Genomic DNA, 18,233 nt, shown 5'->3' with positions numbered 1-18,233 from the left:
CCCCGGAATGAAATGTGTTGTCCCCCAACGTGGGCCGACGCTCTCCCCGGGAGCGCCGGCCCGATGTTGCCGCCGGGCTATGGCACCGTCACCGGTTCCGGCCGGGTCGCGTTCCCGGGCTGCTCCTGTTGCAGGGTCGCCCCCTCGACATCGATATTCGGCAGGATCCGATCGAGCCACTTCGGCAGCCACCAGGCCGCCTCGCCGAGCAGCGCGAGCAGCGATGGAATCACCACCATGCGCATGAGGAACGCGTCCAGCAGGACGCCGGTGGCCAGGCCGAAGCCCATCATCTTCGCGGTGGTGTCGGTTTCGAGCAGGAAGGCCCCGAATACCGAGATCATGATGATCGCGGCGGAGGTGACCACCCGCGCGCCATGGTGATAGCCGCTCACCATCGCGTCCCGGGGCTTGCGGCCGCGCACGTATTCCTCGCGCATCCGCGTCACCAGGAACACCTGGTAGTCCATCGCCAGCCCGAACACCAAGCCGATCAACATGATCGGGAGGAAGCTGACGATCGGATGCGGATCCGACACCAGGCCCAGCTTGCCCTGTTGGAAGATCAGAACCGTGGCCCCGAAGGTGGCCGCCATCGACAGGAGGAATCCCAGCGCCGCCGTGGCGGGCACCAGGATCGACCGGAACACCAGGATGAGCAGAATGAACGCCGCTCCGGCCACGATCGCCATATAGGGCAGGATCTTGCCGAGCAGCACCCCATCCATATCGGCGAAGATCGCCGTGGTTCCGGTGACGCCGTATTCGATGCCGTACTCCGACCGCAGCGCCGACTCGGCATTGCGCGCCTGCTTCACCAGATCCTTGGTGACCTGTTTGTTCGGACCGGACTTCGGGACCGCGTCGAGCAACGCGCCCTGGCTGTCCTTGCTCTTGACCGCCGAGGTGACATAGTCCATGTCCGAATACGACCCGAGCTCCCGGCGCAGCGCGTCCAGTGCGGCATCGCGCCGAGCCTCGGGCACCGCGCTCAGATCGGCGGCCACCTTCAAGACGCCATTGCTGCCTTCGCCGAATCCTTCGGTGCGCAGGTCGTAGGCCTTGCGGACGGTCGAGGTGCGGGGCTGGCTGTCATCCCCGGGCAGGCCCAGGCTGAGCTTGGTCGCCGGCGCCGCGAGCAGCCCCAGGGCCAGCACGCCGAGGATGAGGGCGACCGCGGGTGCGCGGCCGATCAGCCGGGCGAACCGCATGCCATTGGTGACCGAGTTCTCGTCCTCGGGATCATGCCGGGCGACCAGTGGCAGGCGCGGCTTGAACAGCTTCCCGCCCAGTGCTCCCAATAGTGCGGGCATCAGGGTGAGCGCGACCAGGATCGCGCACGCCGCGGCGATCGCGCCGCCCAGGCCCATGAAGGTCAGGAACCGGACACCGACAATGCTCAATGCGGTCAGCGCGATGATGACCGTGCTCCCGGCGAAGACCACCGCCGAACCCGCCGTGCCGACCGCCTTGCCCGCCGCCTCCTCCGGCGAACCCTGTACGGCCAGTTCGTGTTTGAACCTCGACACGATGAACAGCGCGTAGTCGATGGAGAGTGCGATACCCACCATCAGCATCAGGAACGTGGTGAAGCTGGGCACCGAGATGACCGAGGTGCCGGTGGCGATCAGGAAGGTCGCCGTCACCACGCCGACGATGGCGGTCACGATCGGTACGAACGCGGCGATGAGCGCGCCGAACGAAATGATCATCACCACCAGTGCCACGCCGAAGCCGATGCCCTCGGCCGCGCCGCCGGGCTGTGCCAGCTCCGAGGCGATGGAACCGCTCAACTCGACGGTCAGGCCCGCGGCCCGGGCGTCGCCGGCCACGTCATAGGCCGCGGTGCGATGGGCCTTGGTGACATCGGCGGCCTTGTGAATGGTGAACGGCACCGTCAGATAGGCGACGGTGTCGGGTGTCGTCTTGTTCAGGACATTGAGCGCGACGCCATTGCACTTACCGGCGAAGTCGGTGGCGGCCCGGTCGTCGGTGAGGCAGCCGTGGTCCGCAGCCGCGGTGATCGGATCGGCGATCGGCTTGCCGTGATCGACGATGTCGAGGCCGTTCAGCTTGGTGATCAGCGCCTCGAGCGCCCGGTGGTTGGCCGGATCGGTGAGCCGCTGCCCGGCCGGTGCGGCGACGACGTAGGTGCCGGTGACCGCATCGAATTTGAAGGCGTCCGACATGCCCGGGAAGTGCTTGTCGAGGATCTCGGTGGCGCGCTGCGAGGGTAGGTCGGGCATCGAGAAGTCGTCCACCATGGGCTCTTTCACGGTCTGTGAGAGCACTCCCAGTGCGGCGATCGCCAGCAGCCAGATCGGTAGGACCACCCATTTCCTGCGGTAGGCCCATCGTCCCCAGCGATACAGGTACCTGGACATCGGATGCTTCCCTTCATCGGTTTCGCTACTCATTCGATTTTCGAAGTAACTTCGATTTACTAGTAGATACGACTTTCGGTACCGGGTCAATGCCCAACCATGCCGAATGCCGAACCGGGCCAACGCCGAAAAGCGGCTCGCCGCCACCTGGTTCAGGTGACGGCGAGCCGCGAGGGGTCTCCGGGGTACGGAGTCGATCGGATCAGAGGGTGATGCCCCCGTCGATCCGGATGGTCGAGCCGGTGATGAACCCGGATTCGGGACCTGCGAGGAAGGCGACCAATGCGGCGACCTCGGAGGGTTTTCCGAAGCGGCCCATCGCGATGAGCGGCAGCAGGGGCACATCCATGGGCCCGGCATCGTCATCGAGCATGTCGGTCTCGATCGGGCCCGGTTCCACGAGATTCACCGTGACGCCCTGCGGTCCGACATCACGTGCCAGACCCCGCACCAGGCCGGTGAGTGCCGCCTTGCTCATGCCGTACAGCGTCCCCATCGGCTGCGGGAACCAGTGCGCGCCGATGCTGCCGACCACCACGATGCGCCCGCCGTCGCGCAGATGCCTGCTCGCCGCTTGCGAACCCAGAAGGGCCGCACGGGTATTCACCGACAGGATCTGGTCGATATCGGCGAGTGTGAGCTCCGCCAGCGGGCCGCCCGCCAGGATTCCGGCATTGTTGACGAAGATGTCCAGGCCATCCAATTCCGCTGCCGCCAGGTCGATCGCGGCGGTCGTGGCCTCGGGATCGGCGGCATCGGCGCGAATGGCCAGCGCCCGCCGGCCGCCACTCACCAACTCCGCCACCATGTCTCGTGCCGCATCCTCCGAATGGACGAACGTGATGGCGACATCCGCGCCGTCCGCTGCCAGCCGCCGCGCGACGGCCGCCCCGATTCCTCTGCTCCCGCCGGTGACGAGCGCGACTTTGCCGCTCAAATCGGCCATGTTGCACCTACATTTCCTTGTGCGCGTCCATGATTCGACACGATGCGCGGCGCACCGGTCGGCGGGAGCGGCCCGGGCTCGGTCCGGGCCGCTCCCGATCACCCGTCGGGCCTCGTTGACCGGCGGGGGTCACCAGGTGACCGGCAGCTCGTGCAGCCCGTACACCAAAGCGTCGCTCTTGAAACGCAATTCGGACGGGTCGGCCGCCAGCCGCAGCTCGGGAATTCGCCGGAACAGCGTCTCGAGGGTGATCTGCAATTCCGCCCGCGCCAGGTTCTGGCCCAGGCACTGATGCGCGCCGTATCCGAAGGCCACGTGCAGGCGCGCGTCGCGGTCGATATCGAACTTCTCGGGATCGGCGAAGATCTCGCCGTCCCGGCCCGCGGCGAAACCGGAGGCGATGACGCCCTCACCGGCCTTGATCAGCACGCCGCCGACCTCGACATCCTCCAGGGCCAGCCGCGGGGGACCGAAGTCGATGATCGAGTAGTAGCGCAGCAGTTCCTCGACCGCCGCGGGAACCTTGTCCGGCGCGGCCGCCATTGCGGCGAGCTGGTCCGGATTCGACAGCAGGGTATAGACGCCCAGCGAGATCATGTTCGCGGTGGTCTCGTGTCCGGCGATGAGCATCAGAATGGCCATGCTGACCAGGCCGCTGCGGTCCACGTCGTCCCGCATGGCCCGCTGCTGGGAGATCTGGCGGCTCACGAGATCATCGCCGGGCTCGACCTCCTTCTCCTCCACGAGCTTGGTCATGAAGTCGCGCAGGGCGATCGCGATGTTCTCCTGCTGCTGATCGGTCGTCTCGCGCCGGACGCCCTTCACCGTGATCTGCTGGAAGAATTCGAAATCGTCATCGGAAACGCCCACCAATTCCGCGATCACCGACGACGGAATGGGCAGCGCCAGTTCGCCGACGAGATCCAGCGGGCGCGGCAGCGTCAGCATTCTGTCGATCAGCTCGTCCACGATCTGCTGAATCCGCGGCCTCAGCAAATTGATGCGCCGAGTGGAGAATTCGCTGATGAGCGGGCGGCGGGCCGCCGTATGCGCATCGCCGTCCATATTGACCAGGAATGGCGAGTGCTGGGCCAAGCCCTCCTTCTGGCCGGCCATGAACACCGGGAAGCCGGGCGCCGCCTTGTTCGCGCTGAAGCGGGGATCGGACAGTACCGCGCGAACGTCTTCATGCCGGGTGAGCAGCCAGGCGGACTCGCCGTCCCGCATGCGCACGCGACTGATGGGAGATTCGGTACGGAGCTGGTCGTAGATCGGCGGGGCGGCGAACGGGCAGCCGCGCGGGATGGGGAAGTCGGGAAGTTCTGTTTCGCGCTCGGTCGTTGTCATATTTCCTCGAATCCTTCGTGCATTCCGTACGAGATGAGCCTAATCCGGTTGCACGACAAAGGAATTCAGAGGGATTCCAATTCTTCTTGCGGAATACCTGGGAAACAATTGACATTCGGCCGAATGGTAAAGCGGCGACCGGGCAGGTGAAAGATCCCGGTCCGACGCCGCGCGGCGCCGGACCGGGATCCGTGGTGATCGCAGGGATGGTGAATATCAGACGATGGCAACGGCTTCCGTCGTATCGGGGCTGGACTGGGCCGGAGCGGGCGCGCCGCGGCGGCCGGTGGCCAGCAGCAGGCAGACGGCCGCGATGCAGATGCCGGCGCAGACCAGCAGCAGCGAACCCATGCCGCCCATGAACGCGGTGCGAATATGGTCGAGCATGTCCGTATCACCGGCGGCGCGGGCGACATTGACACCCGGACTCACGCCATCGGAGATCGGATGCTGGTTCAGCGAGCCCAATTCCGACCGGTAGCGCGTGGCCAGCACGGTCCCGAGCACGGCCACGCCGATCGTGCCGCCGGCCTGCCGCATGGCGTTCAGCAGTGCGGACCCGGATCCGGCGCGGTCCTTCGACAGGGCCCCGACCGCCATGGCCACCGAGGTCGGCATGACGAATCCGAGCCCCACGCCGACGATCACGATCCAGATCACCGCGAACCAGTAGCCGGTGTGCGCGGTGGTCAGCGACCCGATGCCCGCACCCACCGCCAGCAGGCTGAAGCCGATCAGCAAGGACGGCCGCGGCCCGCGATGCTCGAGCTTGTCGACCAGGCGCGTGGCCAGGATGATGCCCGCCACCAGGGGCAGCTGTCGCAGACCGCTGCCGAGCGCATCCGCGCCCAGCACCGACTGGATGTACTGCGGGATGGTGAACATCAGGCCGAACATGGAGAAGCTCATGAAGACCGAATACACCGCGCCCCAGCGGAATCCGTCATTATTGAACAGGCCGAGATCGATGAGCGGCTCATCGAGGCGGCGCTGCCACAGCACGAACGCGGTGAGCAGGGCCAGACCGCCGGCCAGCGCTCCCCAGGCCGCGCCATTGCCCCAGCCCTCCTCGCCGATGCGAATGAAACCGTAAGTCAGGCCGAGCAATCCGACGCTGGACAGCACGATGCTGGGCAGGTGCAGCCGGTGCCGCACCGTGCTGCGCGATTCCGGAAGCAGGGTGGCGATCGCGGCAATGGCGAAAATGACCATCGGGACATTGATCAGGAAGACCGAGCCCCACCAGAAGTACTTCAGCAGCACCCCGCCCAGGATCGGGCCGAGCGGCATGCCGAGCATGACCATCATCATGGTGACGCCGATGGCCCGGCCGCGCTCGGCCGGATCCGGGAACACCACGGCGATCACCGCGGTGGAGAGCGGCATGAGCGCCGCGGCGCCGATACCGAGCACCGCGCGGGCGGTGATCAGCTGCCAGGGTGCGTGCGCCATCGCGCAACCGGCGGAAGCGATTCCGAACAGGATCAGCGCGCCGATGAAGACGCGCTTGCGGCCGAACCGGTCACCCAGCCCTCCCGCGGGAAGCATGAGCGCGGCCAGGGTCAGGGTGTAGGAGGTGCTGAACCATTGCAGGCCTGCGGTGTCCGCGCCGATCTCGCGTGCCAGTGTCGGCAGGGCGACATTGAGCACGGTGGTGTCGAGACCGACGGTCAAGGTGGCCAAGGCGATCGCGCCCATGATGAGCCATCGGCGCGTAGAGGTGACTTCCATCCCAACTCCCAAAGTCGTAGTCAGTTCGAAAATATAGTAACTTCGGGTTTGGGTGATCTGTCAAGGGCTCGAGGCGGATTGGCTGCGAGGTACCGGCCAACGCCTGTACCCCGGCGGTCGATGACACGCCGGGGTGAACAGTTCGTGGAAGTGATTGGTATGCCCCGATGTGACAACGAGCGATAGTTGGCCACTCAGAACGGTAGTTGGCCACTCATCGGTGTCGGTCGTTCCAATGTGTGTGACCCCCAGCTATAGACGGCGGTTCCCAGACTTTGTTGGCGGCTCGGGGTGTATCAGGGGCGCGCCGTCGGTGCGATGACCGCCTGAACCCGCAGACATAGCAGCGCGTTCGGGCGAGAGCGTCGCGCCGTTGACAAGCAACATTCCACTGTGGAATATTGCGATCAACCGGCGATCCGTCGTCCCCTCGACCGAAAGAGCGGTCCATGCCCACGATTCCCTGGATGACTGTCTGCACGCCCACCACGCCCGAGGTCCAATGCATGGCCTCACGTCTCGAGGTCAAGTCGCTGCTCAACGCGCCCGGCTTTTTGATCGCCTCGCTGGCGCTGTGGCGGCAGGCCCGTCGCTCACCAGGAGTTCTGGGTCTCGCCTTGAAAGCGCAGATTTTGAAGGGCACGTTCTGGACCTACTCGGCATGGACCGACAAGTCGGCCATCTACGCCTATGCGGGAGCCGAGCCGCACAAGTCGACCGTCGCGCGCAAGCGAAAAGTCATGCGGGAAGCCACCTTCGCATTCTTTACCGCGTCAGCGGACGAATTGCCCCTGTCGTGGGACGAGATTCGCCGCCGGATCGACGAGCAACGTGATTCGGTGCATGCAGGACACACACCTGCTCCGTGACCGGCACACCCGGCAGTACCGGATGTTCGGCGGGCCGCGGTGTGGCCGATTCAAACAGCGCGCTCAGCGGCATTTCAGTGCTTTCGGGCGGTCCCGGATGTCGATCCGATGTGCTCGGTGCCGGGGGCCACCTCGCCTGCGCAGCAAGAATGGTCGCCAGTGGCAGCAAGTCCGGTGACCTGCTGACCCTCGCGGATCAGGCCGGCGAGCCTGTCGGACGTCAACGGAGCACGGGAAGTCCGCGCTGAGAACAGTGATCAGGCCATCCAGACGATCGAATGGTTGTCGGTGGAGTCTGCCACCATGACCCATATGGCGACAACCGATCCCCTGGCCCCATTTCAGTGGCTCAACGCATCCGAGAGCCAAGCGGGCCCGCTGGGTGTGATCTTCAGCATCGCCTTTTTCCGAAACCTGGAACCGGCGGCGGTGGTGCGCCGCTTCAGCAACGGCGCCGACTCCGGCCAGGAGTCGGACTTCGAAGAGCTCAGCGACGGTCACGTGGGCGTGTTTCGGGCCGGTGCATGGAGCGTGGCCATCGCACCGTACGGGTGGTGGATGACTGACGACAAAATGCTGGCGGAACTATCGCGACACTGTGAGGTACTGGCGATCACTCGACACGACTACGCCGTGCACAGCCTCGCGTATGCGATCGACGGAAAGATCGTGACCGGCCACCGACTCTGGTATCCGCATATCCGTTGGGGTTGCGACCCCGATCGGCTCAACGACTACATGCGCGAGCTGGGCATGGAGCTGGACATGACCGACGATGACTACATTTATGACGCCGATGAAGATGAACCCGAGAGCGATTCGGACGCCTGGGACATCAGCGTCAGCACCGGCGTGCCGAGAGCCTTCGCCCTGGCGGCGAAGGTCACTGGAGTGTCGTTCACGGCAGACATGCTGGACCAGCCGCTGCTCATCGGACCTGTCGATCACCGATGGGCACCCGCACATTCATGACAGCCTCATCAACCAGGTGACACGTTTCTTACCGACACCCCCACAGCACCGCAGGTACCCGACGTAGGTATGGGGTAAGGCGGCGGTGGCACGACCAGCCGAACACTCCGCTGGGTGAAGTTGCCCTCTTGCATGCGCTCGACACGTGCGCACTTTCTGGTGGTGCCGTGAAATCGTTTGATTCTCGATACTGGCGCGTTCAAACCATCCTGTATTCGGCAGAAGAGGATGTACTGCGCCGCAGATGATCTCGCGATGCTGGCTGCGCGTACCGGCTTGAGCAAGCGCGTGCGTGCGACAGTGGTTCTCGCCATCGTTCGGATATGTCCCGGGAGATCCGCCCGCGCGGTCGCTACCTTGGTGGTCGGCCGCAAGTTCTGGTTCCGTGATGGCTCGGACCCTTTCGGCAGTCGTCGCAGGGTACGGTCCAGCAGGTGAACATCGAGGTCGTCGACGTGACAGAAGGCGCGGGAGTAATCGATGTCCGGGGCGATTGTGGATCGCACGGGCAGTACGGTCAAAGCCTGCTCTATTTGGGTGGGAACGCGGCGGGGCTGGATATAGCCGATTTCGCCGGCAGCATCGGCCGATTGGTTGTGCGGGCGCCGGAGCGAGCGCCCCGGCCCGAAGAGTTGCAGGCTTTGCGTGACCTGACCACTGAGGGCTACAGCAATGGGAGCCTCGCCGAAATTCTCGCGCCGCTGCTCACGCTGATGGCCGACGGTCGCTACGAGTTGCGATCCCCCGAACCGGTAACCAACCGGATCGTCGAAGGCTTCCAGGATTGGTACAGCTCGACGAAGTGGGGCATCAGCCGACCCAAGGCCGACGAGCCGAGTGGCATTTACCCGTTGGAGGACTGGCTGATACCGACCGAAGACTGGCCGCCGACCGACACCGGGGCGGTTGAGCGGTATCGCGCGGCACTCCGCCAGGGCGCACGGCCGGTGGTCATCGCCCTGCGTGCCGGCGCCGAAAACCTATGGAGTGGTTTCGTTCTCGACGGACACCACAAGCTCGCGGCCTACCGTGCCGAAGAGCTCGCCCCGACGGTGCTGCGCATCGCGCGAGTGGACGCACCACCGATCACGGCCGGGGAGGTCCGAGACCATTTCCCTCGTGCAGCCGAGCATTCGGAGATGAAGTGGGCGATGGCCGCGCTGGAGCGCCGTGATCAGCGACCATTCGAGTACCCTGGCCAGCCCTACCGAGACCGATGACCGACCGGAAGCCAGCACGGGAAGCGCTCGGCGCAGGTAGCTGAACCGCCCCCGCCCCCCTTCACATGAGATCGTTACCGACTCCATTTCGGTGCACGGAAATCGGCTACTACCGCGCGTTCGCAAGGTCACCGATCCGGATAACGTACCCAGCCGCCAAAAGATCTGGGAACAGTCGCCAACTACACCTGGGAACTTCCCGAAACCAGCAGGCCGTTTGCCGGGCAACCGCCATCTATAGCTGGGGGTCGCAATGTGGTCTTTGTAATTTTGAAACGCATTGGCGAACAACAGGTTACGGTGTGGCGGTGCGTTCGGACCGGTGCCGTGTGGGTGATCTGATCGTAGTCGCTGATTTGCCCGATTCGGTGCGGCATCGGCTGAGTTGCGGGTCGGGGTGGACGTCTCGGTGGGTCGCGTCGTGGCAGTCTCGGGGAGATGAGATCTCCTGTGCGGTACGAGATCTGGCCACGATGCCCATCGAGGGGTTACAGCCGGTGCGGCGGTTCGGTTGGGGTGCGCGGCAGAAGCACCGGCCGGGGTTGCAGTTCCTGGTGTCCACTGGACGTCACCATGGTTTCGAGTCACTCGAGGAACAGCGGCTGCTGCTCGCACTGGATTTCGCCGGCGAGGTGATCGAGGTTCTGCCGCAACCGTTTCGGCTGTCGTTCGAGACCTCAGCGGGCCGCCGCGGCGAGCATGTCCCGGACTATCTGGCGGTGTCGCAGGACGGTTCTGGGTGGTTGTTCGATGTCCGCCCGGCCGGGTTGATCGGCGACGATGACATGACGAAGTTCGTGGCCGCGAAAGAAGCAGCGCTGGTCAATGACTGGTCCTACAGTGTGGTCGCCGGGTGGGCCCCGCATGTGGTGAGCGTGCTGGATGCCTTCTCGGCGCAGCGACGTGAGCTGATCGACCGCCTCGGCCTGGAAGATCAGCTGCTCAGTGCGGTGGTCGTGGGTCCTCGGCTGTTTGCGGATCTGGTGAACTCGACCTCGCTCCCGGCGGTGGCGCGGGCTCACGCTTTGCACTTGTTGTGGCATCGCCGCCTCGGCATCGAGCTGGGCAGCCCGCTGGCCGACGAGACCTTGGTGTTCGCCGCGTCGGAGACGGCACGGTGAGTGACCAGCGTGGATTGCTGGAGCTGACGGTTGGGGCGGTGCTGCGGTTCGACGGCCTGGACTGGACTGTTCAGGAGATTCAGGCCGAACACGGCCGGTTTCTGGTGCGGTCTGCTAGCGGGGCTGTCGAGTCCCGCACGTTCCGGTGGCTGATGTTCCACCCGGACTGCCGTGTGGTTTCCAGTGTGGTGGTGAAGGATCCACGATCTGGACAGCTCGCGGTGCGAACCGACCTGACTTCAGAGCAGCAAGACCGCCTGCACATCCGGCTGGCGCACGCGCTGGAAGCCGAAACCGGCTTTCGCTCCGGGGATCCATGCCGTCGTGCTCCTGGTGAACCGCGTCCGGCCTACGACCCGGAGCAGACCGCGCTGACGCAGCGCAGACGAACCAAGGTCGCCGAACTGGCAGCGTTGGGTGCAGAGGAGTTGGCGGTGCTGGGGTTGGCCAATCTCAGCGAACGCACCCTGCGGCGGCTGGCTGCCGCCTGGCGCACCGAAGGTTTCGCCGGGTGCGTCGACGGGCGTTGGCTGCGGGCCGGTGGCGGGCATCCGAGCATCAGCGAACCAGTGCGCGAAGCGATCTTCGCGGTCCGGGCCGAGAGCCTGCACCGATCGCGAATGAGCATGCGCGCCAAGGACAGACTTATTCATCAGTACGTTCTCGAAAAGCACGGACCGGAAGTCACGATTCCCAGCTACGACACGCTGCGGGCGGTCTGGTCGGAATGGTTCGGGCCCGGCGGCGCGCGTCAGCGTTATGTCCGCTCGGCGGCCGCGGTCGACACAGGCATCACCTACGTCGTTGTCCATCGGCCGGGGCAGGTGGTCGCGCTGGACACTACGGTGCTGCCGGTAAAAGTACGCGAAACGGTGTTCGGCGACCCGGTGTCAGTTCACCTGAGTCTGGCCTTGGATGTCTATACCCATTCTCTGGTGGCGTTCCGGTTGACGCTGGTGTCGGACACATCGGTCGACATCGCGATGGTGCTGCGCGATGTGATGATGCCGCTGCCGATGCGCGACGGGTGGGGCGAGGACATGGAATGGCCCTACCCGGGCGTCCCCGCCGCGGTGGTCGCCGAATTCGCCGGCCACCGGGTCGCGGGGTTGCCGTTCTTCTCCCCGGAAACGGTGACCACCGACCACGGGTCCGTCTACAAGAATCACAGTCTCGTTCAGGCTGAACGTGAGCTGGGCTGCAACATTCTCCCAGCTCGGGTGCTGCGTCCTACCGACAAGCAGGCGGTCGAGCGGGCATTCGGCGCAATCCGCAGCTTGCTGTTCGAAGAGCTGCCCGGCTACACCGGTGTCGATGTCGCCGACCGCGGTGTCGATCCGGAATCCGATGCGGTACTGACCATCTCGCAGATGGAGCACAAGATCGCCACCTGGATCGTCCAGATCTGGCAGAACCGGGCCTTGGGTGAGTATGCACCAGCCTGGGGGCCGGGTGAACAGCATTCCCCGAATACGTTGTTCGCGGCTGCGATGTCGCAAGGCGGTGTCTCCCTTCAGATTCCGGATCCACAGTTGTATTACCGGCTGCTCAAACCCCACTACGTCGATATCCACGGTCGGCGCGGGGTGAAGATCTCCGGACTGTGGTACTGGGGTCCAGCACTGCCTGATGGCAGCAAGCCTTCGACACGGGGCGGAAAACACAAAGGCAAGTGGCTGATCCGGTCGGACCGTCGGGACCGTCGCATGGTGTTCTTCCAGGACGAGAACACCAGCGAATGGCACACGCTGCGCTGGAACGGATTACCCCCAGAAGGAGAAGTCCCAGCGTTTTCCTCGATCACTGCCGATGAGCTGCTGCGTCAAGTCCGTCGCCGGGGTCTGTCCCCGCACAGCGACGCCGAACTGCTGCCGGTGCTGCTGGAGTTGCTCGGCGCCGATATCCCCGTCGATGCCTGGCCGACACGGATGAGCAAAACACAGCGCACCAGCACCGCCCGCCAAGCAGCCCAAGGCGACGCCGCACGCAACGACCGGGAATTAGCGCCCCCGCCGACGACAACCAGGGGCAGGTGGTGGCGTTGCGATGGCCTAAACAGGCCCGCGACACCGAGGACGCCGTCAACGCCGAACGACGCCATCGCCGTGAGCAAGCAGTGCCGACGCGGCCGAGGCCACCAGGCAGATTGGGAGAGCGCCTACGCCGCACCAGCCTGCTGGTCCTACCCGACGAGAACGAACAAGACCACGCCGTGGAAGCTGGAATGAAAGATGCGAAATGACCGGTCCGGCACTGTTTCTGCCTGGTCCGGTCCCTGATCGCACCGTCTGGGCTGGCTGGAACCGGTGGCGGCTGACCCGTCGAGACTTCGTTCCCGCCCCGATCATCACCGCCGAGGATCACTCGCGGATGACACCGCGGCAGCGGCGTTTACACGATCTGCACCGCATCGCGACACACTCCAACCTGCTGATTCAGGAAACTCCGATGAGCGCGTTCGTGTCCTGGAAGATCCGAGCGCTGATCGAGGACAACGCCTTCAACCACAGCCCCGACACACGGCCAGGGGTGATGTTGAACGGTGGTGGCTGTCAGGGCAAAACCGAAACGATTTGCGAGATCATCGCCTCGTTCGAAGACGAATGGCTGGCCCTCTACGTCCAGAATCCCACCGCAATGGCCGGGACGCTGGATCAGCACGCGCCTGTCGCTTACGTCCGGACCCCGGTGAAGGCGACCCCGATCTCCACCTGCCAGCGGATTCTGGACTTCTACGGCGAGCCCTACAAGGGCATGCGACAAGAGGATCTCATCCGCACGGTCAAGAACGCCATCTACGACCACGGAACCAAAGCCCTTGTCCTCGACGACATCACGCGACTGAAACTGCACCGCGAAGCTGACCAGGACGTGCTGGACCTGATCCGCGAGCTGATGAGCCTGCCGGTCACACTCATCCTCGTCGGTGTCGGCATCCCCCGATCAGGATTGCTGCGCAACGGCCGCAAAGACCCCCGCACCGGGCATTGGCTGTTCCCGCCGGTCCGTGACCGCGGCAAGAGCCGCAACGACGACGCACCCGGCCAGACCGATCTGCGATTCGACCTGCTCGACCTCGATCGGTTCACCTACGACACCCCCTCCGGCATGGCGGCCTGGACCGCTCATCTGGTGGGCATCGAGCAACAACTGCGGCTGCTGCACGGCTATGACGGCATGCTCAGCGACGGCGCTATGCCCGAATACCTGTTCCGCCGCACCGGGGGGATCGTCGGCCTGGTCAAGAAACTCGTCCAAGCTGGATGCCGCTATGCCATCGAGACCGGCCAAGAACACATCACCACGGACTTGCTCGACCTTCTGCAGCTGAGTCCCGACGATCTGTCCGATCTCGACCCCGACGCAGGCGAAATCCCCGACATCCCAACCACACCCGCGACGCCGACGCGAAAAAAGTCCAAGCCACGCAACACCGTGTTCGACGACAAAGGTGTCCCCGCAACCGGAAGCGCAGGCTGAGCGATACATGCCCACCGCCGAACCGTTGGGAAGAAGCCTGCTGCCGCTACCGGATGAGTCGCTGCCGGGATTCGTTCTGCGGCTGTCCTACCGGATCAATCAGTCGCCGGCCCGTCTGATGGAGGTGACGGGACTGACAACAGCGCGGCGCAACGGAGTCTTTTCGACGGTCGGCCTGCTGACCGAAATCCCCGAGCCATCCCGGCAGACCTTCGCTCATACGACCAGGCTCCCGATCGAAGCGGTCACCCAACTCGGCTTGAACGGTTTGCGCGGGCGATATCCGCTCCCCTCTACGACAACAGACATTGCCGCGGGTGGCATGCAGGCTTTGAACACGCCCTGGTTCCTGACCCCGGCGACGCGATACTGCCCGGAATGCCTCGCCGGCGACGGAACCCCTATTCAGGAAGCTTTCGGAGGAGCCTGGCGCCGAGCCTGGCGTCTGCCGGTCGTTTTCGCCTGCACCAAGCACCGGCGCCTGCTCGAACATCGATGCCCCGAATGCGATCAACTCGTCCACGACCGTCGGCCCGGCCGTCACGGTCTGCTGCCCGCGATGGGTGTCATACTCCACCCCGCGCAATGCAGGCAGGTGCTCAACCTCCGCAACGGCCGAGCCGACGACACCTGCTGCGGCACAAGACTCGACTGTCCTCGACTTCGCCGGTCGGCCGGTTCCGAACTGGTCGCCCTCCAGGACAAGGTTCTTGGACTGCTCGAATTCGACGGTCCTGCCAGCACACTCAGCGTCGGGCACTTGACGGAGCCGGTCAGCTACTTCGCTGATCTGCAGGCCGTGACAATGCTGGTCACTCTGACTTGGCCTGCGCTGCGACACATGAGCCCGTCAGAGGAAACCGCAACGTCAATCGATGAACATGTCACGATCCTGCTGCGCAGAGCTGCCGACCGGTCGGCCAAGACCCCTTCAGTCAAGCCACGCACCATGTTCGGGCCGCCGCCTGCCGACGCCGCCGCCAGAGCCGCTCTGACCTATATCGCCGATCGAATCCTGCTCAGCGGCAACGCGGAAACGGTCCGCGAATACCTGCGTCCGTTACTCCCCGCCACCACAAGCCGAGCGGGCAAGACCGCCTGGGCACAGCGACTTTTACGATCACAGATCCCGCTGTCGATAGGAATGCGAGCCGCCTGCGAACCGTTGCTTCGTGGTTTCGCCAAAGCGGGTGGGTCATGGGCCCGTCGCGCCGCCAGCGTCCGCCCACAACGCTGGGGACCCGAACATATCCCGGCGTTCTTGCCCAAGAGCTGGTACGAACGGCATTTCGAAGCACCTGCCGGTATCAATCCGATGTTCACGCGCCGCACCGCCGCACTCAAGCTGGTGCAGATGGTCGCTGGCGGTTCCCTCGGCGAGGCCGCCGAATACCTCGGAATCGGAGCAGGACACGACACAGAGCTGCACAATGGCAGAATCTACGCTGGGGCGCATCGCGTTCACGTCAGCGTGAAGCAACAGCCCGATCCGCTCCGCTTCGAAACCGCGCTGACCGCTCTCGCAGCCGAACTCGACGAACCCGCCACACCCCTGGTCAACTATCAGAGCCGACGCCGAGCGCTGGAAACCTGGTTCATCGACAATGGCACCTGGAACGACCTGATCCTGCGGCTTCCAGCCGATCACCGTTCACAGCCAGAACCTGAACTCACAGACCGCAAACGCCAGTTGGCCTCCATCTACGTCTGGGTTCAGCTGACCAACGGGGAACACCTATTCGCACCGCAACCCATCCGAGCCACGCAGCCACCAGAGATCCAGCAAGCATGGAAACGGCAGCTCACCAGCTCCTGGCACCACATGCACAGCCGCCGTTCCGGGCCCTACTACATCACACTCAAGGCCGAGCTCGACAGTCTCGCAACCACACTCGCCCACACGATCGACTGTCGAGCCGAACATCACCCGAAGCCAATTGCCGGTTGAACCGCAGCTTCGGCGCGGCCCCTCCACCCCCGTCACTGGCCAACTAGCGTCCGACGTCGTGGCCAACTATCGTCCGACGCACCATGGCTACCTGCGGAACCCGCGCGGACCCTGGCCAACTATCGCTCTTTGTCACACCCGAGTTTCAGCTCGGGGCGAGGTCTAGACGACCTTGGCCTCGATCAGCAGGGTCCAGATTTCGCCCTGGTCGACGACCTGGACGCCGAGCTTCTCCGCCTTGGCCAGCTTGCTGTCGCCCACTCCCGCACCGGTGATGAGCATGTCGGTGTTCGCCGAGACCGAGGACGCCGCCGTCGCGCCCGCCTTCTCGCAGAGGCGCTGGAATGTCGGGCGGGCGACCTTTTCGCCGGAGCGGGGGTCGCTGATCGCGCCGGTGATCACGACGGTTTTACCTTCCAGGGGTGCACCGGCCGCGATGACCGGCGGCAGGTCTTCCTCACGCACGTCGAGGGACACGCCCGCCGCGCGTAGCCGTTCCAGTTCCGGGCGCAGGCGGGTGAGGTGCGCGACCAGGGAGGCGGCGACCTTCGGGCCGATATCCTCCACTGCCACAAGCTTTTCCTCGCCCGCGTCGGCGACCTCCTCCAGGGAGCCGAAGCCCGCCCGGGCCAGGCGGGCGGCGGTGCCGTCGGAGGCCATCGGGATCGCCAGGCCGATGAGTGCGCGGCGCAGCCCGACCTGACGGCTGGCCTCGATCGAGTCGATCATGCGCGTCGCCGAGACCTCGCCCACGCGATCGAACTCGAGCAGGCGCTCCTTGGTCAGGGTGTAGAAATCCGACGGGTTCTCCAGAATGCCCGCCTCGGCCAGGCGTTCGATCCACACGCCGCCGATGGCGTCGATATCCGCGGCCGCGCGCGACGCCCAATGGATCAGCCTGCGCACCGTCTGCGCGGGGCAGGAAACGTTGGTGCAGAACAATTCCCGGCTATTGCCCTGCTCGGTCACCGGCTGCCCGCACGAGGGGCAGGCGGTGGGCGGCACGATCTCGCGCTCCTCACCCGTGCGCTTGGATGCGTCGAGCACGCCCGCCACGAACGGGATCACATCGCCCGCGCGGCGCACCAGCACCGTATCGCCGATCTTGATATCGCGAGCGCGGATAACCTCCTGGTTGGCCAGCGTGGCCTTGGTGACGGTGGTGCCGCCCACGAACACCGGATCCAGCCATGCGACCGGGACGATCTTGCCGGTCTTGCCGACATCCCAGATCACATCGGCCAGCAGAGTGGTCTTCTCCTCGGCGGCGAACTTGTACGCCAGCGCGCCGCGCGGGGAGTTCGACCGAGTTCCGGCCGCCGCGTAGGCATCTCGATCCGCCAGCCGCAGCACCGCGCCGTCGAGGTCGTAGTCCAGGTCATTGCGACCCTGCTCGATCGCGGTGATCGCGGCCTGCGCCTGCTCGGCATTGTCGCAGTGGACCATCCGCGCACCCGCGATTCCCAGACCGCGCAGCCCCTCCTCGAGGTCGACCGCGGCATCCTCGGCGGGGCTATCCAGGTCGAAGCCGAAGAATTGCAGGCGGCGTTCGGCGACCGTGGCCGGGTCCTTCGCCCGCAGCGTGCCCGCCGCGGCATTGCGCGGATTGATCAGCGGCTTGTCCGGATGGGCCTTGTTGTAGGCGACGAAGGTCGAACGCAGCATGACCGCCTCGCCGCGCACCTCCACGCGTCCCTGGCTGTCGATCTTCTCGGGAATGCCGTCGACCAACGCGCGGACCAGCATGGTGACGTCGTCACCGGTGGTGCCGTCGCCTCGGGTCACGGCACGCGCCAGCCGCCCGTCCTCGAAAATCAGGGCCAGGGACAGGCCGTCGAGCTTGGGCATCACCACCACCGACTGGCCGGGGAAGCGATCGAAGAAGGCCGCGACCTGCTCGGGCTTGGTCGACTTCTCCAGTGACAGCATCGGCCGCGAATGCCGGATCGGGGCGTGCAGTACGCCGGGCGCACCGACCTGCTCCAGCGGATTCGGCTCGGGCGCGAGCTCCGGGTGCGCCTCGATCAGCGCACGCAGCTCATCCTCGACGACGTCGTACTCGGCGTCCGCGACCAGCGGCGAGCCCTGATAGTAGGCCTCCCGAAGTGCCACGATGCGATCCGCGAGTTCCTGAATACGTTCCCCAGTTTCCACAGGGACTGACGCTACCGATACCCACCGACACCTGCGAAAGGAACCGGCCGAGCCGTTTCGG

Annotated in this window: 12 protein-coding genes; 7 read left to right on the top strand and 5 right to left on the bottom strand. The window is 65.2% G+C overall.

Annotated features, from left to right (window positions below):
- Positions 1-77: 77 nt before the first annotated feature.
- The 4 genes from AB0N05_RS24485 to AB0N05_RS24470 form a co-directional block, all read right to left on the bottom strand.
- Positions 78-2,384, bottom strand: a complete 2,307-nt coding sequence (locus AB0N05_RS24485; RefSeq protein WP_364698162.1) for an MMPL family transporter — start codon at positions 2,382-2,384, stop codon at positions 78-80.
- Positions 2,385-2,586: 202 nt separating this feature from the next.
- Entirely contained in the window at positions 2,587-3,330 is a 744-nt protein-coding gene (locus tag AB0N05_RS24480) for a 3-oxoacyl-ACP reductase family protein (RefSeq protein WP_364698161.1), read from the bottom strand.
- Between the two features lie 129 nt (positions 3,331-3,459).
- Positions 3,460-4,677, bottom strand: coding sequence for a cytochrome P450 (locus AB0N05_RS24475; RefSeq protein ID WP_364698160.1), 1,218 nt, complete (start codon positions 4,675-4,677; stop codon positions 3,460-3,462).
- A 216-nt stretch (positions 4,678-4,893) separates the two neighbouring features.
- Positions 4,894-6,408, bottom strand: a complete 1,515-nt coding sequence (locus AB0N05_RS24470) for an MFS transporter (protein WP_364698159.1) — start codon at positions 6,406-6,408, stop codon at positions 4,894-4,896.
- Between the two features lie 449 nt (positions 6,409-6,857).
- On the opposite strand from AB0N05_RS24470, the gene AB0N05_RS24465 reads away from it, so the two are divergent.
- The 7 genes from AB0N05_RS24465 (at position 6,858) to AB0N05_RS24435 (ending at position 16,018) form a co-directional block, all read left to right on the top strand.
- Entirely contained in the window at positions 6,858-7,277 is a 420-nt protein-coding gene (locus AB0N05_RS24465) for a hypothetical protein (protein ID WP_364698158.1), read from the top strand.
- A 312-nt stretch (positions 7,278-7,589) separates the two neighbouring features.
- Entirely contained in the window at positions 7,590-8,249 is a 660-nt protein-coding gene (locus AB0N05_RS24460) for a DUF6461 domain-containing protein (protein ID WP_364698157.1), read from the top strand.
- 434 nt (positions 8,250-8,683) lie between these two features.
- Positions 8,684-9,469 (top strand): hypothetical protein, encoded by a 786-nt coding sequence (locus AB0N05_RS24455; RefSeq protein ID WP_364698156.1) that lies wholly within the window; start codon positions 8,684-8,686, stop codon positions 9,467-9,469.
- 473 nt (positions 9,470-9,942) lie between these two features.
- Positions 9,943-10,590, top strand: coding sequence for a TnsA-like heteromeric transposase endonuclease subunit (locus tag AB0N05_RS24450; RefSeq protein WP_364698155.1), 648 nt, complete (start codon positions 9,943-9,945; stop codon positions 10,588-10,590).
- Positions 10,591-10,628: 38 nt separating this feature from the next.
- Positions 10,629-12,818 (top strand): hypothetical protein, encoded by a 2,190-nt coding sequence (locus AB0N05_RS24445; protein ID WP_364698154.1) that lies wholly within the window; start codon positions 10,629-10,631, stop codon positions 12,816-12,818.
- Positions 12,819-12,828: 10 nt separating this feature from the next.
- Entirely contained in the window at positions 12,829-14,070 is a 1,242-nt protein-coding gene (locus tag AB0N05_RS24440) for an AAA family ATPase (protein ID WP_364698153.1), read from the top strand.
- Positions 14,071-14,077: 7 nt separating this feature from the next.
- Positions 14,078-16,018 (top strand): TniQ family protein, encoded by a 1,941-nt coding sequence (locus AB0N05_RS24435; protein ID WP_364698152.1) that lies wholly within the window; start codon positions 14,078-14,080, stop codon positions 16,016-16,018.
- A gap of 162 nt (positions 16,019-16,180) precedes the next feature.
- On the opposite strand, the gene ligA is transcribed toward AB0N05_RS24435, so the two are convergent.
- A complete protein-coding gene (gene ligA, locus AB0N05_RS24430) occupies positions 16,181-18,172 on the bottom strand; it encodes an NAD-dependent DNA ligase LigA (protein ID WP_364698151.1) in 1,992 nt (663 codons plus the stop codon).
- Between the last annotated feature and the right edge of the window lie 61 nt (positions 18,173-18,233).

Source organism: Nocardia sp. NPDC051030 (genome assembly GCF_040683015.1).
Classification (GTDB): Bacteria; Actinomycetota; Actinomycetes; order Mycobacteriales; family Mycobacteriaceae; genus Nocardia.
Note: the sequence above shows the minus strand (reverse complement) of the source record. Positions and strands in the feature narration are given on the sequence as shown.